The 14,607-nt window shown below is 32.4% G+C and carries 12 protein-coding genes; 1 reads left to right on the top strand and 11 read right to left on the bottom strand.

The window, feature by feature from the left end; translation table 11 throughout:
* Positions 1-36 precede the first annotated feature (36 nt).
* The 11 genes from IU405_RS03830 to IU405_RS03780 all read right to left on the bottom strand — a co-directional run bounded on the left by IU405_RS03830 (position 37) and on the right by IU405_RS03780 (position 13,158).
* A complete protein-coding gene (locus IU405_RS03830; RefSeq protein ID WP_197437282.1) occupies positions 37-3,414 on the bottom strand; it encodes a hypothetical protein in 3,378 nt (1,125 codons plus the stop codon).
* 203 nt (positions 3,415-3,617) lie between these two features.
* Complete coding sequence (locus tag IU405_RS03825; protein ID WP_197437281.1) at positions 3,618-4,817, bottom strand: hypothetical protein; 1,200 nt, start codon at positions 4,815-4,817, stop codon at positions 3,618-3,620.
* A gap of 57 nt (positions 4,818-4,874) precedes the next feature.
* A complete protein-coding gene (locus tag IU405_RS03820; protein ID WP_197437280.1) occupies positions 4,875-5,555 on the bottom strand; it encodes an ABC transporter ATP-binding protein in 681 nt (226 codons plus the stop codon).
* 1 nt (position 5,556) lies between these two features.
* Positions 5,557-6,804, bottom strand: a complete 1,248-nt coding sequence (locus IU405_RS03815) for an ABC transporter permease (protein ID WP_262894630.1) — start codon at positions 6,802-6,804, stop codon at positions 5,557-5,559.
* Positions 6,805-6,814: 10 nt separating this feature from the next.
* On the bottom strand, positions 6,815-7,900 hold the full coding sequence (locus tag IU405_RS03810; RefSeq protein ID WP_197437278.1) for an efflux RND transporter periplasmic adaptor subunit: 1,086 nt from the start codon (positions 7,898-7,900) through the stop codon (positions 6,815-6,817).
* A gap of 6 nt (positions 7,901-7,906) precedes the next feature.
* Positions 7,907-9,211: a TolC family protein gene (locus tag IU405_RS03805; RefSeq protein WP_197437277.1), complete on the bottom strand. Its 1,305-nt coding sequence runs from the start codon at positions 9,209-9,211 to the stop codon at positions 7,907-7,909.
* On the bottom strand, positions 9,208-9,633 hold the full coding sequence (locus tag IU405_RS03800; RefSeq protein ID WP_197437276.1) for a DUF2147 domain-containing protein: 426 nt from the start codon (positions 9,631-9,633) through the stop codon (positions 9,208-9,210). The genes IU405_RS03805 and IU405_RS03800 overlap by 4 nt, the downstream gene beginning before the upstream one ends.
* A gap of 101 nt (positions 9,634-9,734) precedes the next feature.
* Positions 9,735-10,499 (bottom strand): LytR/AlgR family response regulator transcription factor, encoded by a 765-nt coding sequence (locus tag IU405_RS03795; RefSeq protein WP_197437275.1) that lies wholly within the window; start codon positions 10,497-10,499, stop codon positions 9,735-9,737.
* The gene (locus IU405_RS03790; RefSeq protein ID WP_197437274.1) at positions 10,496-11,116 is read right to left on the bottom strand and encodes a sensor histidine kinase; all 621 of its coding nucleotides are present in this window, start codon (positions 11,114-11,116) and stop codon (positions 10,496-10,498) included. Before IU405_RS03790 ends, IU405_RS03795 begins: the two co-directional genes overlap by 4 nt.
* Positions 11,117-11,913: 797 nt before the next feature.
* A complete protein-coding gene (locus tag IU405_RS03785) occupies positions 11,914-12,393 on the bottom strand; it encodes a methylated-DNA--[protein]-cysteine S-methyltransferase (protein WP_197437273.1) in 480 nt (159 codons plus the stop codon).
* Positions 12,394-13,158, bottom strand: coding sequence for a TatD family hydrolase (locus tag IU405_RS03780; protein WP_197437272.1), 765 nt, complete (start codon positions 13,156-13,158; stop codon positions 12,394-12,396).
* A 99-nt stretch (positions 13,159-13,257) separates the two neighbouring features.
* Here IU405_RS03780 and IU405_RS03775 point away from each other — a divergent pair, with 99 nt between their 5' ends.
* Complete coding sequence (locus IU405_RS03775) at positions 13,258-14,607, top strand: DEAD/DEAH box helicase (RefSeq protein ID WP_197437340.1); 1,350 nt, start codon at positions 13,258-13,260, stop codon at positions 14,605-14,607.

Raw genomic sequence — 14,607 nt, 5'->3', positions numbered from 1 at the left:
ATAATTGAATAATAATGATTGTTTGTGTTAATTTAACTAAAAAATCGCACGTAATTGCACATTTCCAGTATGGATTGTTTTCGAATTCTCACTTTTTCTTCCCAAATAATTTAATTGCAAATTTAAGAATGCATTCAATTTTTTATTAAACAATACATTCCAAGTATAATTTTTTCCAGCTTGCAAACCTTCTAACATTTGATACGCTACTGGCGAATTTACATTTCCTTGAAAATCATTCAAAAACAGGGTTACATTGGCTGAAATTTGATTGCTATTTTCACCCAAATAAAAGTATTCAATTCCGAATTTCTGCTGTTTCAATTGCTCTAAATTTGGAAGATTATTTTGCTTGTTATTGTAATGATAAAATGCTGAAAAACGATTGTTTTTGCTATATAAAAAACTAATTCTTGGTGCTATTTCATAGGAATCAATTTCATAATTTCTGTCGTCAAAATTTTCTGTAATTAAATCAATATTTGTGAGTTTCCCCATCAAATCAATCAGCCAAAAATCAGCGAATTTATGCGCATAATCCAATTGATGCAAATTGATTTTATTTTCTTGATTTCCAATAAAATACTGTTGTTTTAATTGCGAATCTCCATAGGTAAACGTTACACTGTGATTTTGCAAATCTTTGTGATAAAACAAACTGTTTTTGAAGTTATAATTCAATCCAATCAAAGCACTGCTATTCACATCAAAAGGATTCAATTGAAACGAATTTCCAACTCTTTCTTGCTCGTTTTCAACCGTTAAAAAAGTGCTGTTGTAAAAATGAGAAAGCCACTTTTTCAGCCCTGTTTTTTCAGCCCAATTTTTTGGATTGAGAGTTAAAGTTTGCTGAAAACTAGCTCTTTGAGTGGCAATAAATCGCAAATTCGGTTTTGGCAAGCGCAAATATTCAGCTTGGTCTTGAAATAAGGCGATTTCAAACTCGTTAAAATCTTGAATTCCGTCTTCATTATAATCAATCCAAGTGTAAAAACCCAAACCAGGTTCCGTTTTTACATACACATAATCTTGTCTGGCAACATTTCCAGAAGAAGTTTCATAAATGGTCGTTACATTCACGAAATTATCAAACAATTTTTGATTGAAAACCACTCGTGAATTCAATGTTTTTTCATCTTCCGTAAAATTATTTTGGGTGATTCTATAATTGGCAAAAACACTCAAATTTGTAAATTTATTTTTGATGAGTTTGCTGTCTATATAAAACGTTTTTCGGTTATTGATTTCTGCAAATTGATTCGATTTTATACTGTCATTATTTCTAAAATTCACACCAATTTTACTAAAAATCTTTGCAGTATCTCCAATGCCAATATAGGTTTCATATTCTTTAAAACGATGACTGGTGTTGACAAATTGATTGGTTGTAATGTCTTTTCGTGAGTTGTTTTCGAAATTCACAAAAGCACCAACCCAAGATTTTTGAAAACGATGTTCTACTTTCGCTTTTGCCACATAAAACGCATTGTCTTCAAGTGTTGAGGTATTTGTTAAAAAACTTCCATTGGCGTAAAAAGTCGTATTTTTTAGATTGAATTTTGCCAGAATTTCGTTTTTATTTCCTTTATAAGCATCTGTATATTGCAAATTTTGGAATTTATAGGACAAAAAATGTTGTGCTGCTTTTTGCAAAATAATTTCAGATTGAAAGAAGTTTTTGGTAGGCAAATTTGTCAAAATATTCCATTCTCTGTTAAATTCAATTGGTTCCCAACGTTGAATCGTCAAGAAATTACGTTGCACAAATTGATGATTGAGGTTGCTTTTCAATTGCCATTTTTTATCAATATAGGTTTGTTGCCAGCCAATTGTTGCTGCAACAGCCACATTTTCGTTGTCATCTTTGCTAGAAAATAAGTTTTTATCATTGTTAGAAATGGCAATTTCAGTATTGATTTGTGTTTTTTCTGAAGCTTGATATGCTGATTTCACCACAAATGTTTGAAATTTATTTGGGGGAATTAATTTGATTATTGGACTAAAATCACCTTGATTTGTGCCCACAAACACAAAAATACTTCCAATGGCAGTGGTTCTATCTAACTGATAATCACCATTATTTTGACCCACATTTGAGAAACTCACAAAATACAACTCGTCATTCGGATTTTGAGAATATTCGAAAATTTCAGTAGTTCCTTGAATCGTTTTTTTGTATAAAATTTTGTTGTCATCAAACGTGTCTATAAAAGCACTTTCTGCAAACATGGCATCTGTATCATTACCTGCATTTGCTAAAATTTCCTTTTGTTCATTTGTCAAACTTTGTTGTAAAGGTTGATTTTTTGCGTCATTTTCAGAATAGAAAAATCCACTGATTTCAAACTTTTCGCCTTTATAAACAGCTTCTTCAAATGTCACAAATCGTGTGTAATTTCGTTCCGCATATTGAAATTCAACCACAATTCGCATGTCATTGGTGATGGGAAATTTGGTGTTGAAAATAATTTCTCCCAAATTATAATTGATGATGAAATCTTTGTTTTCTCCTCTTTGTATTTGAACTCCATTTACAAATACGCGTTCACTACCTTCAATAATCAAAATCGCGGCTTCATTATTGGCACCAAAAAGTTTATACGGACCTTGATTTCCTTCCACAGCTGTAAAACGAAAGTTGTTAAATTTTCCTCTGACAACAGCCCCTGAAGCCGCAATTTTAAAATTTTCATTGATGTTCGCTTCTACCTGCAAACCAGCAATTTGTTTGTTGATGGGCATAAACATACTTTCGGTATTTTCGAGTGCAATGTCGCCCGCTTTTACACGCCAATTTTTGCTGTACATTTCAATGAAAATTCGGTCAAAATCTGTCAAATTTTGAGAATATCCATTTTGTTGAATGGGAATATTGGTGTCAAAAATTTTCGCTCTTAAACTGGTGTTTTCTGACAATTTTCCTGAGATTTCTAAATCCAGAGAAGCATTTGTCACTGCATTTTGATTGTTTCCAGAAGTGATGCCTCTTGTGATAAAACCACGAGTTTGCAAACCTTCAAAAAGGACCACTTCTTCTTGTTTTTTATTGGTGGTTACACTGTATAAAATGCCATTATTATTGGTGTTTGGCAAAATGCGATTTTCATCAAAAGGGGAATAAATTTTGGTGATAAAATCAGGAATTCTGAAATAACTCACGGTGATTATTGAATATTTTTTTGAATTGATAATTAATAAAGCTTTGCTAAAATCAATAACATATTCAAGAGTAGGAATTGGTTTTTTCAAGCTGTCCAACACCAAGAATTTTTGAGGATTGATGGCAACAGAATCCAGTTGAAGGCTGTCTTTTTTGAGTTCAAAAGTTTTTGTTCTAAAATCGCTAGAAATCGTTTGTGATTGGATAGAAAATCCAACAAATAAAACAGTAAAAAATAGTACTTTTTGAAACATATAAAAACCCTATCTAATGAACGTAAAAATAGGATTTTAAGTTTATTAGGCGTTAAAATTAAAAGAGTGTTTCTTGTTTTATAGGATTTTTAGTTTAATTCTTGGTGAAGTGATTACACAGGTTGTGAAATGAGGTCTTATATCAAATGACTCCGATATCGGATTTAAGGCTCAAATCCTTGCTTTCGGAGAGACATCAATCACTAAAACATGACTGAAAATAACATCGATATTTTAAATCCACTAAACTCCCTGTATCCGCCAATATTTTCATTAAATTCTTTTGATTGATTATAGTCGGCATTTAATCCCATCTGAATATTTTTTCCTGTGCGATATATAAAACCAGTTGATACTTCAACAAAGGGTGCGTTACTATTAAATTCAATTTCATTTCTGATGATTCCATTAGATATATTCCCTTTCGCTTCAACATATTTATACATAGTAGGGACTATCCCTACACTAAAGCCCGCAAATGGACGAAAGCGTTTTTTTAAAAAATAGGAATCCATACCAACACTTATTGGCATTAATAATATGCCACCTCCTTCAATATTTACATTGACTCCATTAATGACTGAAAAAAAATCGGGACGAGGAGGTTCTATCTTTTTTGTGATTATTCCTACTTTACATTTTACTGTCAATGATTTTGAAAGGTATCTTGCAAAGGACAAATTCCAAAAACCTATGTTATTAGGAATTTCTAAAAGAGTATTATTGTTGGATTTGGCAGCATTATCAAAATACCATTGACCATAACTTAGCGATAGCTGGTTTTTATTTTCTTTGTCATTGGATTTGTCAAAATTAAACCTGATGGCATCTTCTGATACTTTTTTTATATCAATTGCCCATAAGTAATTATCGAGAAAATGTTGGTGTATGGTGACCAAAACATTGAAATCTATGACATCAAAAAAATAAAGTTTAACGCTGTCATTTAGTTTTAAGCGATCTTTAAAAAAATTGAAAGTGCGCTGATTGCTGGTAATATAGGTAGTTGCCGCAAAATAGTAGTTGAGTGACTTACGTATTTCTACTGTTTTTTCTATGTTTTCGTTCACTACCAATAAGTAAATTTTATCTCTAGCTATTGAAAAATCATGTATTGTTTTCTGAATGATTACTTTTAGAGTATCGGGTACCCAAGTACTTACTGCACTATCGTTCAATTGCAAAATGATGGTTTGATTCGTATTTGCATATTGTTGCAATAGACTTTCTATAGCTTTGTCTTTATAATATACAATTAAAGAATAGGATTTTCCTTGATTCTGATAATTATCTGGAATTGTCACTGAATACTTATCGGCTAAAACATTGCTTTCTTGAGCATTACTTATATTGCAAAGAGGTACACTGAGTAGTACCAAAAGAATAATTTGAAATCGATTCACTTGTTTTTTTTTGATATCATAAAAAAGAGCTGCTTAAAAAACAGGCAAACAGCCATTTTAAGATAGAATAAGCCCATCTTGCATTTCAATAATCCTGTCTGTATTATTGGCAAAATCGGGGTCGTGTGTTACGCAAATAATAGTTTGTCCATGCTCTTGTGCCAATTGCTTAAAGATATCCTGAACAGCCCTTGAGTTTTTTGTATCAAGATTTCCTGTAGGTTCATCGCCCATGATGACAGATGGGCTATTAATAAGTGCACGGGCAATAGCGACCCTTTGTTGCTGCCCACCAGAGAGTCTTTTGGCATTTTTCAGTTCCTGACCTTTTAAATCAAGCAATCTTAAACTCTCGTAGGCTTTGTGTTCAATTTCTTCGATTGAAAGTTTGCCCAATTTTAGTGCAGGAAGCATTACATTTTGCAACGCTGTGAATTCGGGCAAGAGATAATGAAATTGAAACACAAAACCAATATGTTCATTTCGGAAAGCAGCTAACTGATTTTGTGTTTTTCCGGTAAGTACATCTCCATTTATTTTCAGTGTTCCTTCATAATCGGTATCCATAGTAGAAAGCACGTATAAGAGAGTTGACTTTCCCGAACCCGATTTTCCGACAATAGACAGAAACTCTCCTTTTTGTACTGTAAATGAAAGACCTTTTAAAACCTGAAATTTTTCAGGTTCATAAAAATACTTAATTAGATTATTGATTTCTATTGATATTGTTTTTTCCATGTTATCCTCGAATGATAATTACTGGGTCAATTTTTGACGCTTTTCTAGACGGTAAATAACCAGCAATGAGTGTTGTTAAAATCCCAAAAACTATTGCAAGTAGAAAGTCTTGAGCCCGAAAAAATATCGGCAACGTTTCCATTCCTGCAATGGTAAATGGTATCATATTGATCAATAAAGAGATTCCATATCCCATAATTGCTCCAACAAGCGCACCCAAAAGCCCAATAACAGTAGCCTGTGTTAAAAATATGGTCATGATGTCATTGCCAGAAAAACCAAGTGCTTTCAGGATGGCAATTTCTCTAATTTTCTCATTGATGGTCATTGTCATAATATTGTAAATTCCAAAGCCTGCTACCAATAAAATGGTTAGCGAAACTGCAACAGCAATAATGTTTCTGAGTTCCGAACCAGCTACCAATTGTTCATTAGCTTCCTGCCACGATTCTATTTGATAAGGAATCATTGAGGCTATTTTTTGAATGAACGATGCTGTATTGTCTCTGTCCTTAATGTTGACCATAATATCACTGGCAAAATCAGAATTTTTGCCCACCAATTGACGAGCTGCAGTAATATTCAAATAGGCTTTTGTTTCGTCCATTGTTTTTAAGTTGCTTTCAAAAATGCCTACAATAATATAATTTTTAGAAACCCCATCAGAGGTCAACACATTAACACTATTATTGATTTGGAGTCCTAGTTTTTCGGCCAGCAATTTTCCTAAAATAATCCCTGTTTTATAGGTCAATAAATTATTCCATTCCCCTTGAATAACGGTTTCGGCGGTATTAAACAATTCATCCTCAGATTTGAGTTCTACACCAGAAATAATTCCATTGACTTGTTTTGAACCTCCTCTGAAAAAAACATTGGCATTCACTTGACGAGCAATTGCCACTACTTCTGGTTGTTTCATAACAGATGAAACAATAGCTGATGAGTTATTTAGACCAGTAGTGTATTGAATATTCTTTCTGTTAAGAATAGTAACGAGTGTTTTTGAATCTTTATAATGGCTTTCTATTGGATTGTAATCATTCTTGTTATCCAAATTATAAATACGGATATGGGATAATGCACTAAATGCCAGATCGTCTTGAGCATTATTTACACCATTCATAAAACTGTTCATGAAGATGTACATAGAAACCCCGAAGGTTACCCCTAAAACAGCTACAAAGGTTTGCCATATCTTTGAGGTCAGGTGAACCTTTGCAATTTGAATATTTGTTGTTTTTGACATCCTAATTTATTTATTTTGGAAGTAAAATGGTGGTAGAATTATCAGCACCTGAAAGAATTTCAACCCAATCTGTAGTTCGGATGCCCACTGTAACTTTCACCTTTCCATTTTTTTTGTCCATGATAAAATCCCCAGGTAAAAGATATTCTGTTGGTAGTACTATCGCATCAACCTTTTCATTAATTTTTATATTTGCCTGAAGTTGCGTTCCCGATTTTAATTGCGCAACAGGTTCATTGAATGTTGCTTCGGCAATAAAAGATTGCTCCTTATTATCAAAATAGGGGTATATTTTTGAAAGATAAGCCTTATAGCTTTTTTTTCTCTCGGTATTCAACTCAATATACACTTCTTGCCCTAGTTTTAGTTTGTTAATGTCTTCTTCTACAATAAAAAGTTTTGCAATGAATTTACCCGAGCCAACTTCAGCGATAGACTCTCCTCGTTTTATCAACTCTCCTTGTTTCTTTTGGATTTGAAAAATCACTCCATTCACTTCGGTATTGATTTCGTAAAACGATGATGAATTTTGTTGCACTGCTAAATTTGCTTTGTTTTTGCTTACTTCTAGTTGCAGCTTGTTTTTTGTATCCGAAATCTGATTGTTTATTGACACCAAGTCCTGCTTAGCGTTTTCATAACTTACTGTTGCTTTTTCATAATCAACCTGGCTTACTGCTCCAGTCTTGACAAGCTTTTGATACCTGACAAAATTTAGCGAATCTGTTGTCAGTTTGTTTTTCAGTTGTCTTCTTTGTGCTATCAATTGTTCCACAACAGGTGAATTATTACCGACATTTGTTTTAGCATATTGATAATTTGCTTCCGCATTTTCTAGCTGCTCTAGCTGTGCTTCATTTTCAATACGGAATAAAATTTGTCCTGCATTCACAGAGTCTCCTTCATTGAAAAATGATACACTTAAATAGCCATCTGCTTGAGATGTAACAATATATTGGTGCTCTGTGGTAATATTACCACTAGCAAAAACAGCTTCAACAATATTTTTTTTTGATAATTGTATTGATCCTTGTTGTTTACAACCAGTAATAGAAATGGTAATTAATACAATCGAAACTATGAGTACTTTTTTCATTTTTAGTTATTTGTTTCGTGATAAAATGATTCCTTTATTTATAAAATAATCAGACAGACGGCTGAAATATTGGTTTTCAATAGTGAGATAATCGTCAAATACTGATAAGTAATTATCAAGACCTATAATCCCCTCTGAATATTTGCTGTAAGCAAGTTGCACATTTTCATTTGCTAATTTCAAATTTTGAGTTACCGTTTCCACCGAATGCTTTGCATTGATATAGTTGTTAAACAAAATGCTGTCATTCAATGACGATTTTCGTTGCGCTTCCTCATAATTCATCTGGGCGATATTTTGGGTAATCTTTGCAGATTGGTATTGATTTTTGGTGGTAAAACCGGTAAATATTGGGATGGAAAGGTTTACACCTATATATCTATTGGGTTGCCAGTCTTTTGAATTCAATGAAAATTTAAAATCTTCCTGATATTGTATGCCACCTAAGTAAGTAACGATATCCAATTTAGGTATAAAGCGAGAAAAGACTTGTTTTTTAGCAAAGACAGCGTTTTCAGTCTGAATCTTATAAAGGGTTAAATTTAAATCGTTTGGTGAAATAGTTTCTAAAGTGACATTTTCATCAAATTGGATTTGTTCGGTCAAAAGAAAGGTATCAGTTGGGGGCATCCCTAAAAGGATTTTCAGATTGGTTTCATTCTCAAAGAGATATTGCTTGTTTTGTTCCAATCTGTCAAAAGCATTGTTTTTATTAATTTTCGCCTGATTTAATGTTAGATTGTCAATTAATCCCTGTTGAAACCTGTTTATAGTTAGCACTAGGGTAGAATCGGCTAGTGATAAATTTTTTTCAGACAAATCAACAGCTGCTTTTGAAGTTAATACTGCATAATATACCTGTGCTAGTTGTTGTTTTAAGTTCTGCTCAAACAAATCCTTTTCTGCTTTTGCAAGATTTACATTGGATTGCGCAATTTTTGACTGAAACTTCGATTGCCAGTTCAGTAATGTGATACTTGTACTAAGACCTGCTGTATAATTGTAGGTCTGCCCAAATTCGGCAAAAATGGTTTCTCCTGGTCTTCCAAAAATTTCGCCTGGTATTGGAGTTTCGGGTATTTCCATGTTATATTGCCCTGAAAATCCTGCATTTATTTTAGGATACAGATAGCTTTTGGCAGTCAAATTATCTTTTAAAGCTTTTTCTACTTGCAATTGGTACACCGAATTGTCTGGGTTATTTTTTAGTGAATAAGACCAAATCTCATTTAATGAACGAAATGTATTTTGACCTTTTGTCAAACTTATCGAGGCAATTAAGACAAATGACAAGCTTACTATCTTTTTCATTTTCGTGTCCATATTTGGGTTTTTGTAAAACCAGATTTTGAAACAATAATTTTCAGTTGACCATTGGATTGTAGTTCTATTTCACAGTCTGCGTACATTCCTTTTTTTGGAGTATAGATCTTGCCATTAACCCATTTGTTGGTAGAAAATTTCAAACCCGTAATAATATCCATCCCCAAAATATTCCTATTGCGTAAATCCTTATTGGGATTTTTTTTATCTTTTGGTTGCAGGTTAGGATTGCTTTCCATTTTTGAAAGCCAAACAATTTTAGCGGAATAGGTATCCCCTAATTTGTAAATTTCTATATTATTGGTTTTATCCTCATTGAGCCAAATACCAATAATTTTATCAGATTGTTGTTGGGCTTGAATAGTATTCAATGTGCCAACTAGTAACAATAACAGTACTAAGTGTTTCATCATCTTTGCATTTTAATTTTAACACAAAGTTAAATACCCAATAAGTGGTTAAAAATGAAAAACGTGTGAATTGAACAAATTGAAGGGTGAATTGAACTGCGCTAGGATTGTTCAATCCAATTCATAAATTCGGTTACTTTTAATCGACTTACAATGAGTTGTTCTGTGATTGTTTTATCCGTAATGATGATAACTTTTCGATTAAAATAAGGTTGAATCTCTTTGATAATATTCTTATTTAGTAAAACTTGTCGGTTAATTCTAAAAAACAAGGAAGGGTCAATAGAGGACTCTATTTCGGAAATCGTTTTAAAAACAGGATATCGCTGAGTATCCAATGTTTGAATATAAAGGATTTCATTTTCAACTACGAAAAAAGCAATTTTATGAACAGCAATAGGTATAAAACTTTCCTTGTAATGAACTAAGATTGATGTTTTATAATTTTTCTTTTCACTGAATGTTTTTTTTAAAAGATGAACAATTTCATTGTCAGGCTTTAACGATTCTTTTAATGTGTCGTATTTTATAAATGCAGCCTCTATATCTTCCTCTTTTACTGGTTTTAAAATGTATTCTATGCCATTGGTTTTGAATGCCTGTAGGGTATATTGGTCGTAAGCAGTACAAAAAATGATCGGACACTTTATCTTAATTTTTGAAAATATTTCAAAACTAAGCCCATCTGCCAATTGAATATCGGAAAAAATTAAATCGGGTGTATTGTTATGATTAGAAAGATATTTTACTGCTTGTTCAACACTTTCTAGAGTTTCAAGAATAATTGAATTCGGTTTTAACTGCACAATAATTTCACTCAATATTTGAGCATTATGTGGCTCATCTTCAATGATTAAAATCTTCATGAGTCAAGCAATTTAATATTTACTCGATAAACAGTTTCATCAGAAAATATTTGAACACCATCAGAAACACCCAATAAATCGTATCTTTTAGTAAGGTTTTGCAGACCAATGCCAGATTCCTCCCCTATGCTTATTCTTTGTTGTAAATTATTTTCAATAGTGATTCTTTTAGCTCCTGATTCATAAATTTTTATATTCAATGGATTTTCTTTGGAAACGATATTATGCTTTACACAATTCTCCAAAAGCAACTGCAATGTAAAAGTTGGGATTTTAAAATTCAATACATCTTGAGGAATTTCAATGTCTATGCGTAACATGTCCTCATACCTAGCAAATAGCAAAAACGAATAATTTTCAATAAATTCTAGTTCTTCTCTCAAAGTAATGGTGACTATTTCTTTGTTTGCTAATAACAACCTATAAATATCGGATAACTTTATTAGAAAATTCTCTGCATTTTTATTTGATGAGCGTATCATTGAACGCAGTGAGGAAAGAGAATTAAATAAAAAATGGGGACTAATTTGCTGCTTTAGAATCTCAAATTGTGCTCGAATATTTTCAGTTTTAAGCATTTGATTTTGCAATAGAACAGCCTGGTTTTTTGCGTTCATGTTCAACGTATATTGAATAAGGTATATTATGGATATACTTATAATACCCCTGACTATCAATAACAGGTAATTGTATTCTTTTTCAAGATGGAAGGTTTGGGAAATAAAAGCACTCAAAAAAATAAATAATACTAATAACAGACTATTTGAAAAAATTATAATAAAAATTTTAATGATATGGTTCCATTTTTTATACTTGAAAAGAAACAGGTTTGTAATAATTGAATTAAAGTACCATGCAACTAAAAGAAAATTAAATACTAATAGCCAACTTGGAAAAATCAAAAATAAGTTAAAATTTGAAGTAGCCATATTATTGGTAATTACAGCAAATAGTGATAATATTGCTGAGAATAGTATAGCTAACTTCCCGTTTTTATTAATTTTTAATTTAAATTTCATGTACTACAAAAATAAAATTAAAGTCTCATTTTTTAAATGCTTATATAGTAAAGATTGTATTTTATAAAATTTTTTAAATTTATCAAATTTTATAAAAAAACCTTACTTTTTATAGGTAACTTTTTTCAATGTCATTTCCTGTCAAATGAGAGATGTGTTGTGTAATTTTTTCAATAGCCGTTTGCGAGCATTTGCAATCCTTACTCACAACCCTATTTTTTGCAATCCTTACCTAATAATCATCTTGCCCTATCTCTTTTTTGTTTCACAGGATTATAGTGAATGTGATTTATGTATAGATTGGTATTTAGGATTGGCGCGGATCGCAAATCTGCCCTTTGGTTATTCAATCTAAAACGCATACACATTTCTTCCTTTCATTCCCGTTTTTCAGCTTAAAAAAGTGTTTCCTGTTTTACAGGATTTTCGTGCGCTAATAACCATTTTTTACGCCAAATTCCTGCTGAAAAACCAGTGAATGAACCATCAGAACCAATCACTCTGTGACAAGGAATGATGATTAAAATTGGGTTTTTTCCATTGGCGGAAGCTACAGCTCTGATGGCTTTTGGGTCACCTAAAAGCGTACTTTGTTCCAAATAAGAAGTCGTTTTTCCGAAAGGAATTTGCAATAAAGATTTCCATACTTTCCCTTGAAAATAAGTTCCTTTTGGATGGAGTGTCAACTCAAATTCGGTTCTTTTTCCTTCAAAATAGTCGGTTAATTGCGAAACACACTCTTGCAAACAAGGGGCAATTTCGATGGAAGTTGGTATTTTTTCATCCAAAAAAGTCACAGATTGAATGCCATTTTCATCACCAACAATTTTTGCGGTTCCAATAGGAGTTTCTAAAAAAGCAGTTTCGTTTGTCATTTAAATGCCAAAAATATCCTTAGAATTTTGTGTGGTTATTGCCGCAATTTCATCAAAAGGAAGTCCATAAATGGTGGCTAATTTATCAATAACGTGTGTAATATAGGCACTTTCATTTCTTTTTCCTCTGTAGGGAATGGGCGCTAAATACGGGGAATCTGTTTCTAAAACAATATGTTTTACATCTATTTCATGTAAAAATTGATCAATTTTACCATTTTTAAACGTAACAACACCACCAATTCCCAATTTCATATTATAGGAAATTGCTTTTTCAGCTTGTTCTTTTGTTCCTGTAAAACAATGAAAAATCCCAAATAAATCTTCGCTTTTTTCAGATTCTAATACTTCAAAAATTTCGTCAAAAGCTTCTCTACAATGAATGATAATAGGCCATTTCTTTTCTTTTGCCCACTGAATTTGCGTTTTAAAAGCTTCTTGTTGCTGGGTTAAAAAAGTGTTGTCCCAATACAAATCAATCCCAATTTCGCCAATGGCATAAAAGTGTCTTTTGTGAATCCAATTTTTTACATGCGCCAATTCTTCCAAATAATTTTCATTGACATACGTTGGATGCAAACCCATCATCAAAAAAACATCTTTAGGAAAATCTTTCTCTAGTTGAAACATTCTTTTAGTATAGGTTGAGTCAATTGCTGGAATAAAAAAACGAGAAACACCCGCATTTTTTGCACGTAGCATCATCGCTTTTTGGTCTTCGTCAAACTGTTCTGAATAGAGGTGAGTATGTGTATCCGTAATCATTTTTTCAATTAATTTTCATCAGCAAAACTACTAAAAACCAATGTAGAATACTATTGAAACCCATATTTTAAAAACGTATCTTTGCAAAAAATAGGAACCATGACTTTTGCAGATTTCGACCTTTCCAACCAATTGCAATATGCCATTGACGATGTAGGATTTAAAACGCCCACACCCATTCAACAGGAAGCATTTCCCATTATCAGATCAGGAAAAGATGTGGTTGGAATTGCACAAACTGGAACTGGGAAAACAATTGCCTATCTATTACCGATTTTAAGAGATTTGAATTTTTTAAAAACGCAACATCCTAGAGTGTTGATTTTGGTGCCCACTCGTGAATTGGTACTTCAAGTAGTAGAAGATGTTGAAAAATTAGCTAAATATCTCAATATACGTGTTTTAGGGGTTTATGGAGGTGTCAATATCAATACTCAAAAACAAGGAATTGCGCTAGGTCAAGATATTATTGTGGCAACTCCAGGGCGTTTGTATGATTTGGCGTTGAGCAATGTATTGAAACTAAAAACCATTCAAAAATTGGTGATTGACGAGGTGGATGTGATGTTAGATTTGGGTTTCCGATTTCAATTGATGAATATTTTTGATTTGCTACCAGAAAAAAGACAAAACATTTTATTTTCCGCAACAATGACGGAAGATGTTTCGTTTTTAATAGATGATTTTTTCAAAAATCCTGAGAAGATTTCCATTGCTGTGAGTGGAACACCATTGGAAAACATATCGCAAGTTTCGTATCATGTTCCTAATTTTTTCACCAAAGTAAATTTATTACATCATCTATTAAAAGACAAAACTACCTTTCATAAAGTACTAATTTTTGTTGCCTATAAACGAACCGCAGATTTGTTATTCAAACATTTAGAGCCTGTTTTTGGAAACGAATCTTGTGTGATTCACTCCAATAAAACACAGAATTATAGAATTCGTTCTATTAGGCAATTTGATGAAGGTTTCAACCGAATTTTATTGGCTACAGATGTGATGGCACGTGGGTTGGATTTTGACAATGTGAGTCATGTCATCAACTTTGATACGCCCGATTTTCCGGAAAATTACATGCACAGAATTGGTAGAACAGGACGTGCTGAAAAACAAGGAAATTCCATTTTATTGTCCACAGAAAAAGAACAAAAATTCAAAGAGGCAATTGAAACCTTGATGGATTACAAGATTCCCTTGCTTCAACTTCCACAAGAAGTTGCCATTTCAGAAATGTTAACGGAAGATGAGCGTCCAAAAGAAGAGCATGAACAATCCAAAAACAGAACAGGCATTGAATATGTTCCTGGGGAAGCTTTTCACGAGAAAAGTGAGAAAAACAGCAAAGTAAATTTAGGTGGTTCATATCGCAGAGAAATTGCCAAAAAATATAAAAAACCCAAAACAAGAGGGGATAAGAACTACAACAAACGAAATAAGAAATAG

The organism is Polaribacter sp. BAL334 (assembly GCF_015767435.1).
Lineage (GTDB): Bacteria > Bacteroidota > Bacteroidia > Flavobacteriales > Flavobacteriaceae > Polaribacter.
The sequence above is the reverse complement of the archived record's forward strand: the minus strand, read 5'-3'. Positions and strand labels throughout refer to the sequence as shown.